Genomic DNA, 23,859 nt, shown 5'->3' with positions numbered 1-23,859 from the left:
ATGTATCTTGTACAGTAGAATACAATTTTTACAACATTTTGGATGAATATAAATTTTTAATAAATACTAATGCATAATTTTAGAGAATTAGAAGTTTGGAAAAAGTCAATGGAATTGATAACAATATATTATCAATATTCTAATGAATTCCCAAAGGAGGAAATGTTTGGGCTAACTTCTCAATCTAGAAGAAGTGTCATTTCTATTGCTTCAAATATTGCAGAAGGTTCGGGTAGAAATACTAATAAACAGTTTAAACAATTTTTATCCATAGCTTTAGCATCGTCATTTGAATTTGAAACTCAACTGACAATTGCTTTTAACTTAAATTATTTAGAAGAAGAACATTATAATATCATTTTCAACGACTTAAAATACATCCAAAACATGCTTGCAAAACTTATTAAAACGCTTAAATAAATAGTAAACCTTGTACTTTGTACTTCAATACATTGTACAATAAATCAATAAAAAAAATGAAAACAGCATATATTATAAAAGGCTTTAGAACTGCGGTGGGCAAAGCACCTAAAGGCAGTCTACGCTTTACAAGACCAGATGTGATGGCGGCAACCGTAATTAAACAATTGATGAAAGCCGTACCACAATTAGATAAAAACAGAATAGACGACCTTATTGTAGGTAATGCCATGCCAGAGGCAGAACAAGGGCTTAATGTCGCCAGACTTATCTCTCTGATGGGATTGCAAACGGATAAAGTTCCTGGGGTAACGGTAAACCGCTATTGTGCTTCAGGTTCGGAAGCCATCGCTATTGCTTCGGCAAAAATTCAAGCAGGGATGGCAGACTGCATTATTGCAGGTGGTACAGAATCTATGAGCTTTATCCCAATGGGAGGATATAAGCCAGTTCCAGAAACAGAAGTGTCCAAAACCAATCCAGATTATTATTGGGGAATGGGTTATACTGCGGAAGCCGTAGCTAAGGAGTACAACATCAGCAGAGAAGCTCAAGATGAATTTGCTTATCACTCGCATCAAAAAGCGTTAAAGGCATTAGCAGAACATCGTTTTGAAAATCAGATTGTGCCTATTCCTGTAGAATATACTTATTTGGACGACAATCAAAAAGTGCAAACTAAATCTTTTGATTTTAAACAAGACGAAGGTCCAAGAAAAGACACTTCTATGGAAGGATTAGCAAGGTTGCGTCCTGTATTTGCCAATGGTGGAAGTGTAACGGCAGGAAATTCCTCGCAGATGTCAGACGGTGCTGCATTCGTTATCGTGATGTCCGAAGACATGGTAAAAGAACTCGGTTTAGAACCTGAGGCGCGCTTGGTATCTTATGCTACGGCAGGGCTAGAACCAAGAATTATGGGAATGGGACCAGTCTATGCCATTCCAAAAGTATTAAAACAAGCGGGATTGGAACTTAAAGATATTGAATTGATTGAGCTTAACGAAGCCTTTGCATCTCAGTCGGTGGCTATCCAAAGAGAGTTAGACCTCAATACGGATATTCTTAATGTCAATGGAGGTGCCATTGCACTCGGTCACCCATTGGGCTGTACAGGAACAAAACTTACCGTTCAACTCCTAGACGAAATGAAAAAAAGAGGCAACAAATACGGCATGGTTACCATGTGTGTCGGTACAGGACAAGGCGCCGCAAGTATCTTTGAGTTGCTTTAAAAAAATTATAAATGATAAGTTTTGAGTGATAAATTTTGAGTGATGACTATTTCAGAGAGAACATTTCAATTTGCTTTATCCATTATCGAATTATATAAAGTTTGCAAACTCCAAAATGAGTTTATACTCTCAAAACAGTTATTAAGAAGCGGTACATCTATTGGAGCAAATGTGCAGGAAGCGAATGCAGGATTTTCTAAAAAAGATTTTCTCTTTAAAATGAGTTTAGCTAATAAAGAAGCTAGAGAGACTAAATATTGGTTATTATTGCTATCGAAATCTAATTTAGTAAAGTTTGATAATGAATGTTATATTAATGAAATTAATAATATCATAAATATTCTTACCGCAATAGTAAAAACTACTAAGGAAAATTTAGATAGACAGAGTGATTATTAACTCAAAACTCAACCCTTTTAACTAAATAAAAGACTAATTAAAAAAATAAAAATATTATGAAAAATAAAGGAGGAGCGTTTCTAATTAAAGAAACACCAGCACAAGACATCTTCACGATGGAAGATTTTTCAGAGGAGCAAAAAATGCTACGCGACTCTGCAAAAGAATTTATTGATAAAAAAGTAATCCCTAACCGAGAAAGATTCGAGCATAAAGACTACGCCTTTACCGAAGAATGTATGAAGGAAATGGGCGAAATGGGATTTTTAGGTATTGCCGTTCCTGAATCTTATGGCGGTATGGGTATGGGATTCGTAAGCACTATGCTGGCTTGCGATTATCTTTCAGGCGCTACGGGGTCATTAGCAACCGCCTATGGTGCACATACGGGGATTGGTACCCTTCCTATCCTACTCTATGGTACGGAGGAGCAGAAACAAAAATACCTTCCAGATTTAGCTATGGGGAAAAAATTTGGGGCATATTGCCTTACAGAGCCCGATGCAGGTTCTGATGCCAACAGCGGAAAAACCAGAGCCAAGTTAAGCGAAGATGGCAAACACTACATCATCAATGGACAGAAAATGTGGATTTCTAACGCAGGATTTGCAGATACTTTTATTTTCTTTGCCAAAATTGATGATGATAAAAACATTACAGGATTCGTTATTAACCGTTCCGAATTAGAAAACCCTGAAAGTTTAACTTTCGGTGAAGAGGAACATAAATTAGGTATCCGTGCCTCTTCTACGAGACAAGTCTTTTTCAATGATATGAAAGTGCCAGTAGATAGCCTTTTAGGGGAGCGTAACAATGGATTTAAAATTGCTTTAAATGCCTTAAATGTAGGAAGAATTAAATTGGCGGCGGCTTCTTTAGATGCACAGCGTCGCATTATGAATTATGCGATACAATACGCTAATGAAAGAAAGCAATTCGGCGTTACCATTTCTACTTTCGGAGCAATTCGCAAAAAAATTGCGGAAATGGCAACTCAACTTTTTGTATGCGAGGCTGGAGCTTATCGTGCAGCGAAAGACATTCAAAATAAAATTGATGAATTGGTAGCCGAAGGTATGGACCACCAACAAGCCGAACTTAAGGGGGTAGAAGAATTTGCCGTAGAATGCTCTATTCTAAAAGTATTTGTGTCTGATATTCTTCAACATGCTGCTGATGAAGGGATTCAAATATTTGGAGGTATGGGCTTCTCTGAAGATACACCTATGGAAGCCGCTTGGCGAGATGCTAGAATTGCCCGAATTTATGAAGGAACTAATGAAATCAACCGTTTACTAGCCGTAGGCATGCTCATTAAAAGAGCCATGAAAGGTCATATTGATTTAATGTCCCCAGCGATAGCTATTGGTAAAGAGTTGATGTCTATTCCATCATTTGAAACCCCAGACTACTCAGAGTTTATGAGTGAAGAAAAAGCTATGGTTGAAAAACTTAAAAAAGTATTTTTAATGGTATCTGGAGCGGCACTTCAAAAATACATGATGGAAATTGAAAAGCAACAACATTTATTGCTTAATGCTTCTGAAATTCTGAACCAATTGTATATGGCAGAATCGGCAGTGCTAAGATCAGAAAAACATTTCTCTGCTGACTCTGTAGAAGCGGCAATGGCACAGTTGAATCTGTACAAAGCGATTGAAAAAACAATTGAAGCGGCTAAGGAAGGAATCATCTCTTTTGCTGAAGGCGACGAGCAACGCATGATGCTTTCTGGTTTAAGAAGATTTACAAAATATACCAATCATCCGAATGTGATTGCCCTTACTGAAAAAGTAGCACAACATTATATTGGTAAATAAGGTTATTAACTTTTTAAATAAAGAAAACCGATTAGAACATTCTAATCGGTTTTTTCATTCCATATTCTTAATTAAGATTCAATCCCAAAGCTAAGCCTAACCAAGGACGCTGCTAATAAATCCAAAGATTTCTATTTTTATCTAATAATTGGTCAAAACCTAATGTAATCCCCATGGTAAAGCGATTAAATCCTATAATTCCCACAATACCTTTAGACCATACCACGCCATCATACTCTTGCTGAATTTGGTCATTGGTATTTGTAGGCGTCATTTGGGTATTTCCCAATCCTGTATATAATCCTACTGAATACGCCCAATGATTGATGTTCCTTATGGATTTTCCTAGTGGGTTTTTGCTATAATTAATATGATAGCGGTCTGTTCTAAATCCTATAAATAACCCGCCATTTAAATCTGTATTAAGTTGAGCCGGTAAATCTTTAGTAGAAAATCTATATTTTAACGGTATGGTCATAAAATCTAAATCGAAACTACTATGTTGTAAGATAAAATTAACATGAGTTTCAGATGCTGATTCCAGTTGATAAGATTCAAAGTCTTTAGTTGTATCTACTTCTAAATCATGGTTTAAAGGATAGATATTAATTAAATCATTATTGATATCTACATAGACTTTTGATTTTTCAGTTCCCTCAATTTTAGTGTAATAGCTATCTGATAGTTCCTGTTTGGTAGTATGATCCAATACCTGACAACTATTCAATAAAAATGATGATACCATCGCAAAAGTTAATTTTTTCAACATTTAAAATCTTTTTAATACGCAAACTTAGCAAAAATTAATTCTTTTTAACAGACCAAACCCCACAAAATATCCCGCTGTATGGTGAATAATAAAGACATAATTATTATATTTGCAAAAACGAATCTTTTTTAAAGATTAAACCTTTACTTTTATGAAATACAAACGAATTCTACTGAAACTTAGTGGAGAAGCCCTAATGGGAAATCTCCAATATGGTATTGATAATGATAGACTTACCGAATATGCTACCGAAATAAAAAAAGCCGTAGACGAAGGCTGCGAAGTTGCCATAGTCATTGGTGGTGGTAATATCTTTAGAGGGCTATCTGGTGCTGCCAAAGGTATGGATAGAGTTCAAGGGGATTATATGGGAATGCTGGCCACCGTAATCAATGGTATGGCATTGCAAGGCGCTTTGGAAGACCAAGGTGTAAAAACAAGATTGCAATCCGCAATTGAAATGGATAAAGTTGCCGAGCCGTTTATTAAAAGAAGAGCCACAAGGCACCTAGAAAAAGGGCGTGTGGTGATTTTCGGTGCCGGAACTGGAAACCCTTATTTTACAACCGATACTGCGGCTACACTAAGAGCCATAGAAATTGGTGCTGATGTAATTCTTAAAGGAACTCGTGTGGACGGAATCTATGATAGCGACCCCGAAAAAAACAAAGATGCCGTAAAATTCAATAGTTTATCTTTTGAAGAAGTCTACGAAAAAAACTTAAAAGTGATGGATATGACGGCATTTACCCTTAGCCACGAGAATCATTTACCCATCATTGTGTTTGATATGAATAAAGCAGGGAACCTATTGAAAGTAATTAAAGGCGAAGAAGTGGGAACTGTGGTAAAAGGCTAGATAATTTGATTTAAAGATTAAAAAATAACAATAAAATGGAAGAGTTAGAATTAATATTAGATACGACAAAGCAAGAAATGGAAAGTGCCATCAAGCATTTGGAGCATGCTTTCCTAAAAATTAGAGCAGGTAGAGCGTCTACTGCTATGGTACAAGATGTAATGGTGGAATACTACGGTAGCCCTACCCCACTTAACCAAGTAGCCAATGTTTCTATTCCCGATGCCATGACCATTGCCATACAACCTTGGGATAAGTCTGCCATCAAGGATATTGAAAAAGGCATCATTAATGCCAACTTAGGTTTTGCCCCAATGAATAATGGTGATACCATTATCCTAAATGTTCCGCCATTAACAGAGGAACGCCGTAGAGATTTAGCGAAACAAGCTAAAGCAGAAAGTGAGCAAACTAAAGTGACGGTAAGAAACGCCAGACAAGATGGGATGAAAAACCTTAAAAAATTAGAAGGGATTTCCGAAGATATCATAAAAGATACAGAAGATGAAGTTCAAGAACTAACTGATAAATATATCGCTAAAATTGAAGAGCATCTAAAACACAAGGAAGAAGATATTATGAAAATTTAATCTTAGATTATTCAATAAAACATTTAAAACCTTTTGAGAATCATCTTAAAAGGTTTTATTTTTGCAACCCTAAAAAAATATAAATTATTACTATGCAAGTAGATATTAGAAAACTAAATATAGACGATTATGATGCGCTGGTAAGCGTAATGAAAAAAGCCTATCCCGAAATGAACGACATCTGGGATAAGAGAAATATTCAAAAACTGACATCTATTTTTCCAGATGGACAAATGTGTATTACCGTAGATGGTAAAATTGCGGCTGCGTGTTTGTCTATTATTGTTCAGTACGAACTTTATGGTGACGATCATACTTACTCCGAAATTACGGGTAATTTTACCTTTAACACCCATACCAATAATGGGAATGTGCTTTACGGCATCGAGGTCTTTGTAGACCCAGAGTACCGAGAACTAAGATTAGGCAGAAGACTATATGATGCTAGAAAAGAACTCTGTGAACACCTAAACCTAAAATCTATTATCGTAGGAGGGAGAATCCCAAATTACCATTTACATAGTGATGAATTAACGCCTAGGCAATACATTCAAAAAGTAAGAAATAAAGAAATCTACGACCCTGTACTCTCTTTTCAAATTTCTAATAACTTTCTACCAATTAAAATTCTTAATGACTATCTACCAGGAGATTCTTCTTCTAAGGAGAATGCGGTACTTTTACAATGGAACAATATCTATTACAGCCGCAAACCTAATACAATGCAGGATAGCATCATTCGTTTAGGCTTGGTTCAATGGCAGATGAGACGCTTTAAAGATATTGATAGTTTCTACGAGCAAGTCGAATTTTTTGTAGATGTGATGGGAGGTTACAAAGCGGATTTTGTTCTATTCCCAGAATTGTTCAATACACCTCTATTAGCACCTTTCAATCATCTTTCGGAAAGAGATAGTATGATAGAATTAGCAAAAATGACAGAAGAAATTAAAAACAAAATTTCAGAATTTGCCATCAGTTATAATGTAAACATCATCTCGGGAAGTATGCCCATTGAGGAAAACGGCGAACTTTATAACATCAGCTACCTATTGCACAGAGACGGAAGAATTGATGAATATAGAAAAATCCACATTACCCCTAATGAAAGACGCTACTATGGTATGAAGGGCGGTAATAAAGTAAAAGTTTTCGATACCGACTGTGGTAAAGTGGGCTTAGTGATTTGCTACGATGTAGAATTTCCAGAATTGCCAAGAATCTTAGCCGACCAAGGGATGAAGATTCTATTTGTTCCATTCCTTACCGATACTCAAAATGCATATACGCGTGTAAGACATTGTGCGGCTGCTAGAGCCATTGAAAACGAGTGTTATGTTGCTATTGCTGGTTGTGTAGGCAATTTACCTGGGGTGAATAATATGGATATCCAATATGGACAAGCTGCTGTATTTACACCATCGGATTTTGGATTCCCTGCTAATGCAGTAAAAGGTGAAGCTACCCCAAATACAGAAATGACCCTGATTGTAGATGTAGACCTAAACCTTCTAAAAGACTTACACCATAATGGTGCCGTAAAAACCCTTTCGGATAGAAGAAAAGATTTATATACCGTAGACTATTCTGGTGAGGAATAACATTATGAATGTATACAATTAACAAAAAAAGATTGGCGTTTTGCCAATCTTTTTTATTTCAGTTTATGCAGAGTTTATTAATCTCTTCTAGACATTAAAATTCTTAAGATATACCAGAATAGTAACATCACAGAAGCAAATAATTGTAATGCCGCTCCTACATATTGGTCTTTGGTATACATAACTTTTAATTTTTGTGTTTGGTACAAAATACTCGCTGATGCTAAAAGTACCATACCCGCAGAAAACCAAAGTCCTAAATTAAATCCAAATATCGCACCTGCAACAATTAATCCCAAGGCCACAAATCCACCGATGACAATGATATTTCTTAAAAACGAAAAATCGCGTTTTGTAGTAAGGGCTACCCCAGTAAGTCCACCAAATAGAGCCAATGTAATAATTGCCGCTTGAAAAATTAAATCAGGGTCACTATACACAGTTGCTATAAGTATCATAGGTAAGAAAATCACTGCTTCTAAAAGCACATAAAATCCTAATCCTAAATATTGTGTAGATTTGCTTTGGGACATTGTCCATTTATCTGCCAAAATAGATGCCAGCCAAAATGCACCCAAAATAAACAACCAAGTAAACCTGCCTGATACCATAGAAAAAATTATCTCTTCTGGTACAACTGTAATTAAGATACTTTCCACTACAATAAACGCCAAAACCGCTAATGCCAAATGCATATAGGTTTTTTTGTAAAACTGTGCTTTTTCGGCTTCCGTAGACTGTGCTACTAATAAATGATCTGTATATTCCATGTTTTTTTATTTTTTACAAATATAATATTTTATTTCCACATAAATCATTTTTTCAGTTCGTATATTTTGGGTTCAGTCATTCCCTTTTTTAAATAGTTTTCTTTATTTATTTCAAATTGTATTTTGGTCATTTCATTTAAATACTCTTCTATTGAATTAAGTCCAATAGAACTTCTTCTTTGATTAACATTTAGACTATCTTCCAAAGGCTTCGGATAGGCTTGACCTGTTTCCATATTATATGTTACTTGCGTTCCATAAATCTGTTTTTTTCCTAAATTAAGATTTACTCGGTCAACAAGTAATCCATAGCTACTTGGTGAGGCATTTCCTTTATCAACTTCAATTTTCATTTTTTCCAATACTTCTTTTTGAAAATTAGGATTATGGTCAGAATGTTGTACCATGAGCCAAAAGTTATTAGAGCCTTCTTTCCCAGCTAAGTCAAATCCAACAAATCCGTAATTGTCAAAAATCTGTTTTAGTCGTTTTTGATGAGCTATAAAAACACTATCTTTAAAAGAATCCCATTCCTCATTAGACATTTTTTTATACTCCCCTTGCGGTATATATGCTGCGATTTGGTCAACTTCAGCCATCTTTTTGAGCTCATCTGCTAAACCTTGGTTAAATTTAATATTTTGTGTAAGTTTTTCCTTTTTAGATGGATTTACTACACAGCCAAAAATTGAAAGTCCGATAATTAAAATTCCTAATATTTTTTTCATTTGCACTTTTTTAGCTTATAGGTAACGGTTTGGGTTCTGCGTTCGGAAGGTAAATCTAAGCGCAAAGTTGGTTTTATTACTAATATTCAATAGAAACACAATGCTCCAATTTTGCATATCACCCCGCCTGACACAAAACCCTTGTTATAGCCAGTACTTCTTGTCATCATACAAGTTTGTCTAATTTTTCCGTAATTATATCTACGAGTTCACCTTCTTTGATTGTCAAATGAAAACGGTAGGCGACATTTCTGAAACTTACTCTAATTATTTCTTCTTCTTTTCTATAACTTTCTAGGAATAAGCTGTCAGGATTGATATTGTATTCACTTGCAAGAGATTTTCTAATTTTTGAAGGCAGTTTAAATCTTTTAATACTGTCAACTGGAAAACCAAATGAAGCTAATTTGTCAACTATGAGGACAGAAAGACTTGACGCAACTCCAATTAGATAATTTTCCCAAAATCCTGTTGCACCACATTCGTATAAGTATTCAGATTTTACAACTGTTTGTTTACAGTCCTCATAGAAGTCAAAATCACTTTCCGTAAATTGTTCTGCTACAGCATCGTCCCCGATAATTAAGTATTCAGGTTCATTGTCAACTGTAAACTGCTTGTCAGGAAACAAATTGTTAGTTACGTTTAAACCTTTGCTACCATAAATCAAATTTTTGTAAAAGTCACCGTCACGGAAAAAGTCAGTCAAAGAAATTAAAGTATAATCTTCAAACTCGTAAGTTTTTATCTCAATTCCTTCTATAACTATTTGTCCACCTGCGTGGTGCAAAAAGTCAAAAACCCAACTTGCCTTATTATCTGTCTCAAATACTACACTTCCGAAGTAGTTTTGGTTACTTGAGTGATTTCCACTTTCGGTCAGAGTATAAATGTCTATTTTATATTTCTTTATTGTTATCTGTCTTTTAGCATTGGCTATAAAATCCCGGCGGCTTTGCGAAATCCGCTTCGCTCCTTTCGCTACATCACACAAATATATACAATAAATATCAATCTAAAAAAATAAACCTAACTTAAACGAGGACGATTTTGTATTCTGTCCGCATCCTAAGCAAAAGTAGCACAAACTAAAATATAAAATAATTTTTTTTATCATCGTTTTAAGTTTTTATAGCGAACACAAAAACGCCATTGTATCTACATTATCCGCATAAGTTTCTAAATCTGGTGTTTGGGCTTGTCCAAAATCTAAACTTTCTAATCCTAATTGAGAATCCGCTACAATACATTGGATATCATCTGCTTTTTCATCTAGCGCATTTTTGACTTCATCAATAGAATCATATCGACTAAAATTCACGACTGATAATGGTGTAAATAAAGCATCGTCCTCTTTAAGCATCACAAAATTATTATCCCAAAACACTTCTTGATTGAGTAAATATACCGCTCGGTTATAATCGTAATTATTAGCGTACTTATGGTGGTTAATGATGTCTTTATAGCTTTCAAAGTTTTCAAAAATTCTATCTAATTCAAAATCTTTTGGTAAATAAATTTTACTCACATTTCTACACCCTAAACCGAAATATCGGAATATATCTTCACCCAATTTTTTAAGTTGTACATCTGATTCTTCACCGCTTAAAACCGCCACAGAAGTTCTATTTTTTCGGATGATATGTGGCACCGATTTAAAATAATACTCTAAATATCTCGCCGTATTATTACTTCCTGTCGCGATAATAGCATCGTAGTGCTCTAGTTTTTCTACTATATGATATTTTAAATTACCTTCGGAATAACGATTCCAAAGGTTTAATAGAAAAGGTAAAATTAATGTATCTTTAGACGACTGTTTAATATACGGAATATGCCCACTTAGCAACACACAAATCACATCATGAAAACCTACCAATGGAATATTTCCTGCTAAAATAAGCCCCACCTTTTTAGTAGCGTTGGAGTGTTGATATTTAGACTGCCAAGTTTTGAGGTGGTGTTCATTTAAAAGTGTCGCCCATTGTTGGAGTGCAAATTTTAGGTTCTCTTGGGTAAACCATGGATTTTCTATCTCACTACGACGCAAGAGGTTACTGAATTCTTCTTGTTCGGGGGTATATTGAGAAACATCCGTATCAAGATAATGTTTTATGAACTCACCAACTTTGGCTAGACTTGAAATTTTAGTCGTGTTTATCATTGTCATATAATATAAATGTAATAACTTTGTGCAAATTTAAAAATTTAATTAGCAATGGCTATCATAATAACAGACGAATGTATTAATTGTGGCGCATGCGAACCCGAATGCCCGAATAATGCAATATATGAAGGAGCAGTAGATTGGCGTGCGTCTGATGGAACCGAATTGAAAGGGATGGTCACCATGCCATCTGGCGTTACCTTAGATGCGGACGCCCCTCAAGAACCTGTAAGTGATGATGTCTATTTCATCGTAACTGATAAATGCACCGAATGTATGGGCTTCCATGAGGAACCTCAATGTGCGGCAGTTTGCCCAGTGGATTGTTGCGTACCCGATGAAAACCACGAAGAAACCGAAGAGCAACTGCTATCTAAAAAAGTTTTTCTACACGGGGAATAATATCGTTACATCTTATTTATCAAAATACTATGAGTAAGAAACATAATTTCAGTGCTGGACCATGTATACTTCCCAATGAAGTATTCCAACAGTCCTCAGAAGCCATTATAGATTTTAATCAATCGGGGTTGTCTTTATTAGAAATTTCCCACCGTTCAAAAGATTTTGTGGCGGTAATGGACGAGGCGCGTGCTATCGTAAAACGATTGATGCATCTTAATGACGATTACGAAGTCCTGTTCTTACAAGGAGGTGCTAGTTTACAATTCCTAATGGTGCCGTTTAATTTGCTCTCTACCGAGGGTACCGCTGCCTATACCGATACGGGGAAATGGGCATCTAACGCCATTAAAGAAGCCAAATTACTTGGAAATGTAGATGTGTTGGCATCGTCTAAAGCATCAAATTATACTTATATTCCTAAAGATTATACCATAAAAAGCAATTACGATTACTTCCATTGTACTTCCAACAATACGATTTATGGGACCCAAATGAAAGAATTTCCAAAAACAGAAGTACCTCTAGTTTGTGATATGAGTTCGGATATTTTTTCTAGAGTGGTAGATTTTTCTCAATTTGATTTAATCTACGCTGGTGCTCAGAAAAATATGGGACCTGCAGGTACGGTATTGGTGGTTGTAAAAAAGGATATTTTAGGAAAAACCAAACGCAACATTCCATCTTATTTGAATTATCAACTTCATATTGATAAGGAATCCATGTTTAATACCCCGCCTGTATTTGCGGTATATACTTCATTATTAACCCTTCAGCATTTAGAAAAGCATGGGGGTATCGCCGCCGCAGAAGAGAAAAACAAGGCTAAAGCTGCACTACTCTATGGCGAGATTGACCGCAATCCATTATTTGAAGGGACTGCCCATACAGAAGACCGTTCAAATATGAATGTTTGTTTCCGACTAACCGATGAGTCTAAGAAAGAAGAATTTGACCGACTTTGGAAAGCAGCAAACATCAATGGGATTAATGGACACCGTAGCGTAGGAGGCTACCGTGCTAGTCTTTATAATGCCCTACCTATAGAAAGCGTACAAGTCCTTGTAGAGGTAATGCAACAACTAAAATAAATCTAATTAAAATGAAAATATTAGCAAACGACGGACTCTCAAATAGTGGTGTCGAACGACTAAAAAACGCAGGATTTGAAGTTTTAGAGCATCGTGTGGCTCAGGAACAACTTGCGAATTTCATCAATGAAAACCATATTGAAGTACTTTTAGTAAGAAGTGCAACCAAAGTAAGACAAGACCTTATAGACGCTTGTCCTAGTCTAAAAATTATTGGACGAGGCGGTGTAGGATTAGATAATATTGATGTAGACTACGCCAAGTCTAAAGGGCTTCAGGTGATTAATACGCCATTAGCCTCTTCAAAATCGGTTGCAGAGCTCGTATTTGCTCATTTATTTTCATTAGCCAGATTCCTTCATGAATCTAATCGTATGATGCCTCTAGAAGGTGACACTCAGTTTAAAGCTCTTAAAAAATCTTATGCTGATGCTACGGAATTGGCAGGCAAAACTTTAGCTATTATTGGATTTGGAAGTATTGGTAAAGAGGTGGCAAAAATTGGTATTGCATTAGGAATGAAGATTACTGCCGTAACCACCAAACCCAAAACTGAAACTGTATCATTAAAATTTTTTGACGGTCAAACGCTAGAATTTAGTATTGAAACCACAGACCAAATTCAAAAAGTGCTAAAAGATGCCGATTTCATTAGCCTTAATACGCCAAAAACTAATGGTTACATTATTGATACTCCAGAGTTTGAAGCAATGAAACCAGGCGTGATGATTGTGAATACAGCAAGAGGTGGCGTAATCAACGAGCAGGCACTCCTAGAGTTTGTAGAGAAAGGTATTGTAAGAGGTGCAGCTTTAGATGTATTTGAAGCTGAACCACAGCCCGCTTTATCGCTATTGATGAATCCTGCATTGTCGCTTTCACCACATATTGCAGGCAGCACCAAGGAAGCACAAGATAGAATTGGTACAGAGTTAGCAGAGCAAATTATTAACCTAAAATCTTAGCGATGCCGATATTTAAGCCATTTAAAGGAATACGACCTAAAGCAGAATTTCTAGAACATTTTCCAACTAGATCTTTGGATAATTACACGGATGAGGAATTGCTAGCAAAATCTAAAGACGAAGGTTCCTATATCCATATGGTAAAACCTTATGTATGCAGTAAATCTAAAGATGTATCTAGAAACCTAAGAAAAGTAAAGGTCAATTATGAAAATAGCCTACAACAGCATCTGATGCAAGAAGATACAGCATCGTACTATCTCTATGAGCAGATTATGCCAGATAAAACTGTATTTAGAGGTTTAATGGGGCTGGTTTCGGTAGAAGATTTCTGGAATGGTAAGATTAAAAAACACGAAGGTACCATCACTAAGAGAAAGGAAAAACTCGCTAAATATTTGGATAAGGTAGAATTACAATCAGAGCCAGTATTGCTGACCTACCCTGCCAATTCCAAAGTTGAAATGCTGATGAATTTAGAGGAAAAAAATATTCCAATTATTAATTTTACAGACGACGATCAAATCCGTCATAAAGTTTGGAAAATTGACAACCGACTAAAACTTCAGCAGTTTAAAGAAGTGATAGACCAAATAGAAGCATTTTATATTGCCGATGGTCACCATAGAATAGGGTCTGCGGCACTTAATGCTAGAAATCACAAAGAAAAATATAAAAAACACACGGGAGCAGAACCTTATAATTTTGTGTTCAGTTATATTGTTTCCAACCAATCTATTAAAATCCATGATTACAACCGTTTAATCAAAGATTTGAATGGACTTTCAGAGGAGAAATTTTTAAGTGCATTAGACGAAAATTTCTTGATTTACGAAAAGGGAGAAACCCCTTATTACCCATCTCAGAAGTTCCATATTTCTATGTATCTAGGGGGTAAATTTTATAGTTTGCACATCAAACATCACCTTAGACCAACCGAGGATGGTTTAGCCAGTATGGACCACTACCTTTTGGAAAAGTATGTTTATAAACCAATTTTAGATATAGAAAATACAAAAACTTCGGATAGAATTAAGTTCGTTAAAGGCACTTCTAATATGGAAGGTATTTTAAAACTTAAGGATAAAGTAGACTCTGGGGATTATAAAGTAGCCTTTGGAGTATATCCTGTTAGTTTTAATGACTTGATAAAAGTTTCTGATCTAAACCAAAAAATGCCACCGAAATCAACCTTAATTTCGCCTAAATTAATAACCGCTATGGTGATGTATGATATGAGTTAGACTTAGTTTTAACCTATTGTAAATTGCGCTTTTTGGTCGAGTTGTGGACGCTTGTCTTGGAACAATTTTCCTTCGCAGTCTATGGTTTTCCATGCTTTTTTTCGTCGGGCATCCCCTATATCTAGGATATAAGGCTGAAAAGTCAATTCCTCATGGCCTTCAGTAAATTCCTCACGATATTGTACCGCGACATCTACTAGATAAGGCTCCTCTCCTGTATTGATATTAAGATTGTTATAGATTATATCGCAATGGGTGTCTTTATTTTCTGGAATTTCAGAATACATCTCAAAGTTTGTGGTATCGCCTTTTAAATCTGCCATTGCCTTTAATGCAATATAAAGCGCTTCCGTATAATATTGTCGGGTATGGTTTCGGTAGTAATCATTCTCATAATGTCCGCCTTCAAATAGAACGGTTGGAAGTCCCATTTTCATAAAATTATCCCCTACCGAAAGCGGATAGAACTCATCAGAATAGCGCCCTATTCTATGAGGTAATTTTGATTTTAATGCCTTGTAAATTGAGGCAATAACTGCCATACTTTGCTTTCTATGCTCTGTAAGGCTACGGGCAACATTTTCAGACGGAGAAAGAAAAGATAGCGTCGCAGGATGCTCGCCGTCGGTAGTAAAAATCGTGCGTTGATCATGCAAATTCAGAGCATAATCATAGTGATTACTAGCAACAAACTGCTTTAAAATTTTAATTTCTTTAGAAGACTCTTTTATAAAATCTCGGTTAATATCTATATCGAGGCTATTTCTACGCGTCCAAACTTTAGAACCATCGGGGTTGAGCATCACAATAAAATCCAATTGAATTTCCGAAAATAATGCATCCATAATTACTTGGTTAGAGTTCCATGAATATAATAAATCCAATAAAGCCAATGTAGCAGTGGATTCGTTTCCATGCATTTGGCTCCATGCTGCCACTTTAGTTTTCCCCGTACCAATTCTCAAACTATAAATAGGCAAACCTAAAGTTGAAGTTCCCAGTAATTTTATTTGCTGTGCATAATGAGATTCTAAATAATGGTGAAGTTGCTGTGGCGAAATATAACGATGATTAAAGTTTACATTTCTAACATACTGAAATTCCATAGTCTTCTTTTAAAATTTATACCCCAAAGATAATCTTAATTTTTATATCTTAGGTAATTTACATTAGTAAAATCATTAAACAAGTGAAAAAGACAATATGTCTGTGGATTATTTTGTGGATTAAACTATTCTTATTTCAAAAATATAATTATATGCAAATCAGTTTATTATATAATTTATATAAAATCAAACTTTAATATTACTTTAAGTATCAAAATAGTTGATAAAATGAGAGTGTATACAAATTTATTAAACAGATTTCGTGGATTACTTTTGTGAATAACTTTAAATATTACATTTGTAAAATGCAGGAAAAATAATTTTATTATCTTTGTCACATGACAAATGAAGCTATATTCCTAATCTGTTTTGTTCTATTCATAGGCTTTATCCTAGCCTTAGATTTAGGACTATTAAATAAGAATAAAAATTCTAATACCATTTCCCTTAAACATGCTACCTTGATGAGTTTTCTTGTGGTATGTCTATCGATGGGGTTTTACTTTTTTATCCTTTCTTTTGGGCAGTATTTACATGGTATTGATAGTATGGAGCGGCTACAAGAAGTAATCGCTCGCCACCATCACCCTGTTAAAATTATACCTGGCGATTTAGAAAGTAGTATTCAACTCTATAACCAAAATTTAGGATTAGAATACCTTACGGGTTATGTTGTAGAATATGCGCTGTCTGTGGATAATATTTTTGTGATCGTTTTAATATTTTCAGCTTATGGGGTAGAAAAAAAGAATTATCATAGAGTTTTATTCTGGGGAATCATTGGGGCATTAGTCATGCGTTTTGCATTTATATTTATTGGAGCAGCATTGATTGAAAAATTCGACTGGATTATGTATGTCTTCGGCGCATTTCTAGTATTTACAGGGATTAAAATGTTCCTACAAAAAGACCAAGATGAAGAAATAGATCCTCAAAATCATCCAGTTGTTAAGTTTGCCAATAAATATTTTAAGGTTCATAATCAGTTTGTAGGGAGTAAATTTTTTGTAACGATTAATGGCGTAAAGAAAATGACGCCACTATTCCTAGTTTTAGTCATCATAGAATTTACCGATTTAATCTTTGCAGTGGATAGTATTCCAGCGATATTTTCTGTTACCAAAGATCCTTATATCGTCTTTTTCTCTAATATTTTCGCCATCATCGGGCTAAGGTCTATGTTCTTTTTATTGGCTGGGGTGATTGATAAGTTCAAGTATCTGAAAGTAGGTCTAGCCGTATTGCTTACCTTTATTGGTGTAAAAATGTTATTACATCATCAATTGGATGACTTAGGATTTACTACCACTCATTCCTTAATTGTAATTGTTAGTATCCTTGCCATTAGTATTATTGCATCATTATTAACAACTAGCAAAAAGGTAAAAGTTGACTAATTCTAATAGTTTTTAAATTTGTAACATTTACAAAAACTATTGATTTACAAGTGATTCATATTAATATTTACATTTGTTAACGCGCATATTTTACATTTGTATTTTATTGTTCCATTTCTTTGTTTTACTTTTGTAATATCTAATTGTAACAATTGTAAAACCTAAGGTATGGGGCTCAATCAACGCATTTCAAAAATTATTGAGTATTCTCAATTAACGGCATCGGACTTTGCGGACGAAATAGATGTTCAGCGTTCTAGTATCTCACACATCACTTCGGGAAGAAATAAACCCTCACTCGACTTCATAACTAAAATCAAAGACCGCTTTCCAGAGATTGAATGGGACTGGCTAATTAATGGTAAAGGGGAAATGATTACCCCTCCACAATCTAACGAAAAAATCAATCCCCCAACCAACGAAGTGGAAGATACTTCTCCCACCCCTCTACCCGACTTGTTCAATTTACCAACCACTTCAGAATTTTCTGAAAAAGCCCCAGAAATTAAAAATGATAACCAAGAACACAATGAAAATCATATAGACGATTCTCAGCGATTAGAAAAAATGGTGGAAATCGAAGAAAAAAATCAGAGTTTACAAGCAGTACAGCATAAAACAAAATCTGGAATCAAGCGGGTTGTTCTATTTTTTGAAGATGGCACTTTTGAAAGTTACGAACATTAATGATTAATGCCCTACAAAAACTAATAAACCTCCACTATTATATTCAATAGTCACGGTATCTTCTATGGCGATATTTCGTGTCCCGATACGATGGGTAATTTCTAAATCTTCGCCATTAAGCAGCCATTTAAGTCCTTTAGTCGTCACTTCTTTGGCATAGGGAAATGGATATAGCGAAATCATTTTGTTTTGTACCCCTTGCAGCTTAAAGGTATTGGGGATAAAAAAATAACGCGCATATTCATCTTCAAAAATAATATCTAAAGTATCTTTAAAATGATAGGCAACAGTCAAATTCCCTAAAAAATGGTCTTGTTCATCGCCGCTGGCGCCATATACTTTTATTTCTTTTACCCCTCTAGATTTAAGGATATTTAAGGCTTTATGAAAATCGGTATAATCTTGGTCAGGCGTATGAATTACCTCTAACCCTTGATGCTGTGGTGCTAATTCATAAGAATCAAAATCCCCAGAAATAAAATGAATTTTCTGGATGCCTATGGTATCTTTTAGATATTCAAATGCGCCGTCTGTACACGCAATTATAGCATCCTTTTCTAGCTTATCATCAAAAGTCTTTGGTGGCGTTCCATTTAGAAATAAGATGGCTTTTTCCATGATTATTTAGCCTTAGAAGGTCTATCATTAGGATTCCAATACTCCTCTGGTTCATTATGTGTTTTAGAAACATAGCGCGCTAAAACAAAAAAATAATCAGATAGCCGATTGAGATATTTAATTAAGGTAGGTCGCACGGGTTCGGTTTCATTTAACAATACAAGTCCACGCTCTGCTCTACGGCATATCGTCCTAGCAGCATGAAGGTGGGTAGCCGCTTTCCCTCCACCAGGTAAAATAAAAAACTGAAGCGGTTCTAAACTTTCGTCCAAGGCATCCATCCATTGCTCCAATTGCTCTATATCTTTTTCTTCTATTATTAATGACAATCTAGATTTGCCGTTTGCTAACATCAACTTATCGGTGGGGGTTGCTGCCTCAGAGCCTACGGTAAATAAATCAAACTGAATGGTTTTTAGTTGACGGATAAGTGCTTCATCATTAATATAGGATTTAGCAATACCTACAAACGCATTGAGCTCATCAATAGCCCCATATGCCTCTACTCTAGACGAGGCTTTGGATACTCTAGTCCCACCGTAGAGTGCGGTTTCCCCTTTGTCGCCTATTTTAGTATAGATTTTCATAATTAATATTTTGGATAGTGTTATATTTTTTCAAATCTAAAGTTTTCGCCGAGATAGGCTCTTCTTACCTCTGAGTCGTTGGCAAGGTCTTCTGGTAAGCCTTCTTTTAGAATTCTACCCTCGAACATAATATAAGTTTTGTTGGTAATGGCCAAGGTCTGCTGCACATTGTGGTCGGTAATTAAAATCCCAATATTTTTTTCTACTAAAGACCTTACAATCTTCTGAATATCCTCCACTGCAATCGGATCTACCCCCGCAAAAGGCTCATCCAAAAGAATAAAATTAGGACTGGTTGCCAAACAACGCGCAATTTCTGTTCGTCGCCTTTCACCACCAGAAAGTAAGTCACCACGATTTTTGCGTACATGCTCTAGAGAAAATTCCTCTATTAATTCATCGCACTTTCGGCGTTGTTCTTTTTTAGATAATTTGGTTAATTCCAAAACGCCCATGATATTATCTTCTACCGATAATTTTCTAAATACAGAGGCTTCTTGTGCCAAATAGCCAATTCCTTTTTGGGCTCTGCGATACATTGCATCTTGGGTAATATTGGTTTGGTCTAAAAATACATTGCCTTTAGTGGGCTTTACCAAACCTACAATCATATAGAAAGTCGTTGTTTTACCCGCCCCATTAGGACCTAGCAAACCTACAATCTCACCTTGTTTTACCTCAATAGAAACGCCTTTTACAACATTTTTAGGTCCGTATTCTTTAATTAAATTATCGCCTCGTAATATCATAGGGACAAATATAACGATATTTCTTTATAAAATGGTAGATTATCTATACCCAAAACTCTTAAGATCTCTGTCGTTTTTGCGCCAATCTTTCTTAACCTTAACGAATAAATTAAGATGAATTTTTTTATCAAAAAACTTTTCTAAGTCTAACCTTGCTTCGGTTCCTACTTTTTTGATAGCTTCACCTTTATGACCTATCACAATACCTTTTTGGCTCTCTCTTTCTACATAAATAATAGAATCGATAAAGATAATGCCTTCTTTTTCCTTAAATAACTCTGTAACTACTTCTACGGAATAAGGAATTTCCTTTTCGTAGTTCAATAGAATTTTTTCTCTAATGGTCTCGTTTACAAAGAAGCGTTCGGGCTTATCGGTAAACTGTTCTTTATCGTAATAAGGCGGATTTTCAGGCAATAAAGATTTTAATTTAGGTAAAATAATTTCTGTATTAAATGCTTTTAATGCTGATATAGGAAGGATTTCGGCTTTAGGAATCAGGTCGTGCCAATGGTTCATGATTTGCTCCAATTGCTCTTGGTTCGACTGATCTATCTTGTTAATAAGAATAAGAACAGGTACAGGAATTTTGTTGAGTTTTTCTATTAAAAATTCAGATGCTGGCGTTTTATCCGTAACATCCACAATGTATAAAAATACATCGGCATCTTGTAAAGAATCTTTTACAAAATCCATCATTTTTTCTTGTAAGCCATATTTTGGCTCTAGAACGCCAGGTGTATCCGAAAACACAATCTGAACATCGGGTTCGTTATAGATACCAAAGATTCTATGTCGGGTAGTCTGTGCCTTTTGAGTTACAATAGCCAGCTTTTCGCCCATCAATTGATTGAGTAGCGTTGATTTTCCTGCATTGGGCTTTCCTACAATATTTACAAATCCTGCTTTGTGCATATAAGTTATTTTTGACAAATTTAATAAATGGGATATAAATAAAAAAATCCCTCTACAAACATAAAGGGATTTTTTAATAGTGTAAAACAAATATTATTTAATATAAGCTTTATCTTTAATTCTTGCTTTTTTACCTCTAAGGCTACGGAAGTAGTAGATTCTAGCTCTTCTTACGCTACCTCTTCTATCTACGGTAATTTTTTGTAGTGCAGGCATATTGATTGGGAATACTCTTTCCACACCTACATCACCACTCATTTTTCTAATAGTGAAAGTTTTTGTAGCTCCAGTCCCTCTTAACTGAATTACCACACCTTTAAAGAACTGAGTTCTAGTTTTCTGTCCTTCTTTAATTTCGTAATAAGCAGTAATAGTGTCCCCTGCTTTGAATTCTGGGAATTCTTTTTTTGTAATGTACTTGTCTTGTACGTACTTGATTAAATCCATTGTTAATAAATAAAATAAAGTTGAGCGCTAAGCAACATACACGGCTCTCGTCAGAGGTTGGTTAACAGGGTGCAAAAATAAAACATTTTTTATAATCTACCTAATAATTTTAATAAAAAATTACTGATAGCGGGCATGCTCTTTATTCTTTTGGAATAATTTTGTTATAGGCTTTAAAAGCGTTTTATATTTATCAACATCTAAAACTTGAGAATCGGTAAGGGCTTTAAAAGTAAGCCATATGCCTAATGGTGCTAATACCAAATCTGGAATCCACGCGGCTAAATAGGGATTGAGTTTGGCTTTCCATGCTAAATTTTCCACGCTTAGATTCAATACATAAAAAATAATGAAAATTATAATGGCGATTACCACTGGAAATCCTACCCCTCCTTTACGGATAATAGACCCTAAACTCGCTCCAATAAGGAAAAATATCAAACATGTTACAGGAAAAGCCAATATACGCTGCTGATACATAATGACTTTGCTTCGGTATTTTGTTAAATCGTAAAGTTCACTATCTTTTGATTTTTTACCTTCTTTTAAAGTATTGATTTTGTCGTACGCGTTATAAAGTACTTTTAATTGTTGTTTATTTTTCAGGGTATCTAACTTAAATGGTAATACAGGTTTTTTCTTTGTTTTGGAATGGTCAAAAGTAAGATAATAACTGATTTGAGAAACTAAGTCGGTATTGATATTGCTGTAAATAGTTTCGTTTTCTTTCTCTAAATTATCAATCGTGGTGCTGATTTGTGGATAAGTCTGAAATTCATAACTATCCGATATACTTTCTGCTTCAATGGCTTGATTAACTAATTCGCTCACATCAAAATGTAGGGTTAGGCTATCAAATTTTACTGTGCGATTAGGCTGTTTTATACGGTCGTTATAGTCGTAGCTATTATTTTCGTTTTCGTAGACATAGCCGTCTTTTAAAATCAATTTTAAATAATTGCGATTTTGTGCAGGTACGAATTTTCCTTTTTTGGCAATAATGGTTTGTTGGCTTTCTAGTCCATAGGCTTCTTTATGAATCATTATCCCTTCTATAAACTCTCCATTCTCACCATAGATTTTATCAAACTTTGCCGAAGCCCCAGGAATAGTGTTAATGAATTGTCCAGGTGTAAAGTTAAGAGCAGGCTTATTCACCGCAATATTATAAAGCATATTTTTTGCCTTCTTATTAAAGTCTGGAACGATATTATTAGAAAACAAAAATAAAATTCCTGCCAAAATAGTACATACAAAAATCAATGGCTTCATTACTCTAAATAGAGAAATACCAGCCGCTTTCATCGCTGCCAGCTCATAGCGTTCCCCAAACTCTCCAAAAGTCATAATGGAAGATAAGAGAATGGTAAGCGGTAGTACCATACTCACCACCGTTACACTCATATAAAATAATAGTTTGGAAATTTCAAACGGCGAAAGTCCTTTACCTGTAAACTGATAAAGTTTAATCCAAACGATATTCACAATAAAAATAAAGAACAATACACTGAAAATGAACAAAAAAGGTCCAAAGAAAGTTTTAATAATGTATTGGTCTAATTTCTTCAACATAGGACAAAGATAAAATAAAAGCCACAAAGATAAAACCTTCGTGGCTATTTTCTATAATTTATTTAATATTTACAAATCCGTAATGAGGTAGTTTTTATATTTCCCTCTATTAAAAGTAAACATATCTGCACTTAAATTTTGATTGTATTTAAATTCTTGGATATAAATCACCGCTACATTTTTATTTTTCTGATATTGTTCTAGTTTAACCAATTCCTTTTTATTAGGTTCTACATAAATGTAGACGGCTTTTACCTCATTCTGCTTTGTGGGTACTAGCTTTACTAAATCCGCAGATTTTCCTGCCACGCTTCTTTTCCCTACATAAGAAATTTCATAGCCTTTTTTATAATCGTCTATATAATTAATTGGGGAAAACATAACCGCATCTTCATTTGGCGATGCTGTGGTAACTTCTTGGTCTTCTTCATTAATATTATAAATCTTTTTACCATCAAAAATCTGTTCTGTGTCCATGATTTTCAATTTGTATTGTGCCCCTTGAGAATAAAAAATACCCGTTTGAGTCTGTTGCACTTTATTATTACTCCCAGAGCCATAAAGGAACTTAAAGTAGGTATTGTTTTTAGATTTATAATTTGCTGATACCGCATCCAAAAGAGATTTGGCTTTAACATCCATTTTCTGAGCCGAAAGACTTGCTGCACTTGCCAAAGATACAGCAGAAACAAGCATAGTTTTGTATATTGTATTCATGAGA

At 35.0% G+C, this 23,859-nt stretch carries 26 protein-coding genes; 13 read left to right on the top strand and 13 right to left on the bottom strand.

All coding sequences use genetic code 11. From position 1 onward, the window contains the following. Nucleotides 1-69: 69 nt before the first annotated feature. From C237_RS0100460 to C237_RS0100445, 4 genes are read left to right on the top strand one after another with little or no spacing between them, the layout of a single operon-like run. A complete protein-coding gene (locus C237_RS0100460) occupies nt 70-420 on the top strand; it encodes a four helix bundle protein (RefSeq protein ID WP_018674515.1) in 351 nt (116 codons plus the stop codon). A gap of 56 nt (nt 421-476) precedes the next feature. Next, nucleotides 477-1,655: a thiolase family protein gene (locus tag C237_RS0100455; RefSeq protein ID WP_018674514.1), complete on the top strand. Its 1,179-nt coding sequence runs from the start codon at nt 477-479 to the stop codon at nt 1,653-1,655. A 42-nt stretch (nt 1,656-1,697) separates the two neighbouring features. After that, on the top strand, nt 1,698-2,054 hold the full coding sequence (locus C237_RS0100450) for a four helix bundle protein (RefSeq protein WP_018674513.1): 357 nt from the start codon (nt 1,698-1,700) through the stop codon (nt 2,052-2,054). Nucleotides 2,055-2,110: 56 nt separating this feature from the next. Beyond that, on the top strand, nt 2,111-3,874 hold the full coding sequence (locus C237_RS0100445) for an acyl-CoA dehydrogenase family protein (RefSeq protein WP_018674512.1): 1,764 nt from the start codon (nt 2,111-2,113) through the stop codon (nt 3,872-3,874). A 112-nt stretch (nt 3,875-3,986) separates the two neighbouring features. On the opposite strand, the gene C237_RS0100440 is transcribed toward C237_RS0100445, so the two are convergent. Further along, nucleotides 3,987-4,643: a hypothetical protein gene (locus C237_RS0100440; protein WP_018674511.1), complete on the bottom strand. Its 657-nt coding sequence runs from the start codon at nt 4,641-4,643 to the stop codon at nt 3,987-3,989. Nucleotides 4,644-4,794: 151 nt separating this feature from the next. Here C237_RS0100440 and pyrH point away from each other — a divergent pair, with 151 nt between their 5' ends. The 3 genes from pyrH (at nt 4,795) to C237_RS0100425 (ending at nt 7,693) form a co-directional block, all read left to right on the top strand. Next, a complete protein-coding gene (gene pyrH, locus C237_RS0100435; protein ID WP_018674510.1) occupies nt 4,795-5,502 on the top strand; it encodes a UMP kinase in 708 nt (235 codons plus the stop codon). A gap of 35 nt (nt 5,503-5,537) precedes the next feature. After that, entirely contained in the window at nt 5,538-6,092 is a 555-nt protein-coding gene (gene frr, locus C237_RS0100430; RefSeq protein ID WP_018674509.1) for a ribosome recycling factor, read from the top strand. Between the two features lie 92 nt (nt 6,093-6,184). Then, nucleotides 6,185-7,693 carry a bifunctional GNAT family N-acetyltransferase/carbon-nitrogen hydrolase family protein gene (locus C237_RS0100425; protein ID WP_018674508.1) on the top strand — a complete coding sequence of 503 codons (1,509 nt, stop codon included), beginning with the start codon at nt 6,185-6,187 and terminating at the stop codon, nt 7,691-7,693. Between the two features lie 77 nt (nt 7,694-7,770). Here C237_RS0100425 and C237_RS0100420 read toward each other — a convergent pair whose 3' ends face one another. From C237_RS0100420 to C237_RS0100405, 4 genes are all read right to left on the bottom strand, one after another. Further along, nucleotides 7,771-8,463 carry a Bax inhibitor-1/YccA family protein gene (locus C237_RS0100420; protein WP_018674507.1) on the bottom strand — a complete coding sequence of 231 codons (693 nt, stop codon included), beginning with the start codon at nt 8,461-8,463 and terminating at the stop codon, nt 7,771-7,773. A 44-nt stretch (nt 8,464-8,507) separates the two neighbouring features. Further along, the gene (locus C237_RS0100415) at nt 8,508-9,191 is read right to left on the bottom strand and encodes a DUF6624 domain-containing protein (RefSeq protein ID WP_018674506.1); all 684 of its coding nucleotides are present in this window, start codon (nt 9,189-9,191) and stop codon (nt 8,508-8,510) included. A 166-nt stretch (nt 9,192-9,357) separates the two neighbouring features. Continuing rightward, nucleotides 9,358-10,185, bottom strand: coding sequence for a hypothetical protein (locus C237_RS0100410; protein ID WP_018674505.1), 828 nt, complete (start codon nt 10,183-10,185; stop codon nt 9,358-9,360). 135 nt (nt 10,186-10,320) lie between these two features. After that, nucleotides 10,321-11,355: an acyl-CoA reductase gene (locus C237_RS0100405; RefSeq protein WP_018674504.1), complete on the bottom strand. Its 1,035-nt coding sequence runs from the start codon at nt 11,353-11,355 to the stop codon at nt 10,321-10,323. A gap of 54 nt (nt 11,356-11,409) precedes the next feature. On the opposite strand from C237_RS0100405, the gene C237_RS0100400 reads away from it, so the two are divergent. Genes C237_RS0100400 through C237_RS0100385 form a run of 4 tightly spaced genes read left to right on the top strand, consistent with a single transcriptional unit; the run spans nt 11,410 to nt 15,060 of the window. Further along, nucleotides 11,410-11,760: a 4Fe-4S binding protein gene (locus C237_RS0100400; RefSeq protein ID WP_018674503.1), complete on the top strand. Its 351-nt coding sequence runs from the start codon at nt 11,410-11,412 to the stop codon at nt 11,758-11,760. A gap of 29 nt (nt 11,761-11,789) precedes the next feature. Further along, nucleotides 11,790-12,851, top strand: a complete 1,062-nt coding sequence (gene serC, locus C237_RS0100395; protein ID WP_018674502.1) for a 3-phosphoserine/phosphohydroxythreonine transaminase — start codon at nt 11,790-11,792, stop codon at nt 12,849-12,851. 11 nt (nt 12,852-12,862) lie between these two features. Beyond that, nucleotides 12,863-13,816 (top strand): D-2-hydroxyacid dehydrogenase, encoded by a 954-nt coding sequence (locus C237_RS0100390; protein WP_018674501.1) that lies wholly within the window; start codon nt 12,863-12,865, stop codon nt 13,814-13,816. 2 nt (nt 13,817-13,818) lie between these two features. Further along, nucleotides 13,819-15,060 carry a DUF1015 domain-containing protein gene (locus C237_RS0100385; RefSeq protein WP_018674500.1) on the top strand — a complete coding sequence of 414 codons (1,242 nt, stop codon included), beginning with the start codon at nt 13,819-13,821 and terminating at the stop codon, nt 15,058-15,060. A gap of 8 nt (nt 15,061-15,068) precedes the next feature. On the opposite strand, the gene C237_RS0100380 is transcribed toward C237_RS0100385, so the two are convergent. After that, nucleotides 15,069-16,166: a M14 family zinc carboxypeptidase gene (locus C237_RS0100380; RefSeq protein WP_018674499.1), complete on the bottom strand. Its 1,098-nt coding sequence runs from the start codon at nt 16,164-16,166 to the stop codon at nt 15,069-15,071. A 338-nt stretch (nt 16,167-16,504) separates the two neighbouring features. Between C237_RS0100380 and C237_RS0100375 the strand changes: the two genes are divergently transcribed. Then, nucleotides 16,505-17,563, top strand: a complete 1,059-nt coding sequence (locus C237_RS0100375) for a TerC/Alx family metal homeostasis membrane protein (RefSeq protein WP_018674498.1) — start codon at nt 16,505-16,507, stop codon at nt 17,561-17,563. A 168-nt stretch (nt 17,564-17,731) separates the two neighbouring features. After that, entirely contained in the window at nt 17,732-18,250 is a 519-nt protein-coding gene (locus C237_RS0100370; protein WP_018674497.1) for a helix-turn-helix domain-containing protein, read from the top strand. Nucleotides 18,251-18,253: 3 nt separating this feature from the next. On the opposite strand, the gene C237_RS0100365 is transcribed toward C237_RS0100370, so the two are convergent. The 7 genes from C237_RS0100365 to lolA1 form a co-directional block, all read right to left on the bottom strand. Then, nucleotides 18,254-18,868, bottom strand: coding sequence for a thiamine diphosphokinase (locus tag C237_RS0100365; RefSeq protein WP_018674496.1), 615 nt, complete (start codon nt 18,866-18,868; stop codon nt 18,254-18,256). A gap of 2 nt (nt 18,869-18,870) precedes the next feature. Continuing rightward, complete coding sequence (locus C237_RS0100360; RefSeq protein WP_018674495.1) at nt 18,871-19,455, bottom strand: cob(I)yrinic acid a,c-diamide adenosyltransferase; 585 nt, start codon at nt 19,453-19,455, stop codon at nt 18,871-18,873. Between the two features lie 20 nt (nt 19,456-19,475). Next, the gene (gene lptB, locus C237_RS0100355; protein WP_018674494.1) at nt 19,476-20,204 is read right to left on the bottom strand and encodes an LPS export ABC transporter ATP-binding protein; all 729 of its coding nucleotides are present in this window, start codon (nt 20,202-20,204) and stop codon (nt 19,476-19,478) included. 39 nt (nt 20,205-20,243) lie between these two features. After that, the gene (gene era / locus C237_RS0100350; RefSeq protein WP_018674493.1) at nt 20,244-21,119 is read right to left on the bottom strand and encodes a GTPase Era; all 876 of its coding nucleotides are present in this window, start codon (nt 21,117-21,119) and stop codon (nt 20,244-20,246) included. A 93-nt stretch (nt 21,120-21,212) separates the two neighbouring features. Next, entirely contained in the window at nt 21,213-21,566 is a 354-nt protein-coding gene (gene rplS, locus C237_RS0100345) for a 50S ribosomal protein L19 (RefSeq protein WP_018674492.1), read from the bottom strand. 120 nt (nt 21,567-21,686) lie between these two features. Then, nucleotides 21,687-23,138 (bottom strand): LptF/LptG family permease, encoded by a 1,452-nt coding sequence (locus C237_RS0100340; protein WP_018674491.1) that lies wholly within the window; start codon nt 23,136-23,138, stop codon nt 21,687-21,689. Between the two features lie 69 nt (nt 23,139-23,207). Next, the gene (lolA1, locus tag C237_RS0100335) at nt 23,208-23,855 is read right to left on the bottom strand and encodes an outer membrane lipoprotein periplasmic chaperone LolA1 (protein WP_018674490.1); all 648 of its coding nucleotides are present in this window, start codon (nt 23,853-23,855) and stop codon (nt 23,208-23,210) included. Nucleotides 23,856-23,859: the final 4 nt, after the last annotated feature.

Origin of the sequence: Riemerella columbina DSM 16469 (assembly GCF_000374405.1) — a bacterium.
Taxonomy (GTDB): domain Bacteria; phylum Bacteroidota; class Bacteroidia; order Flavobacteriales; family Weeksellaceae; genus Riemerella; species Riemerella columbina.
Note: the sequence above shows the minus strand (reverse complement) of the source record. Positions and strands in the feature narration are given on the sequence as shown.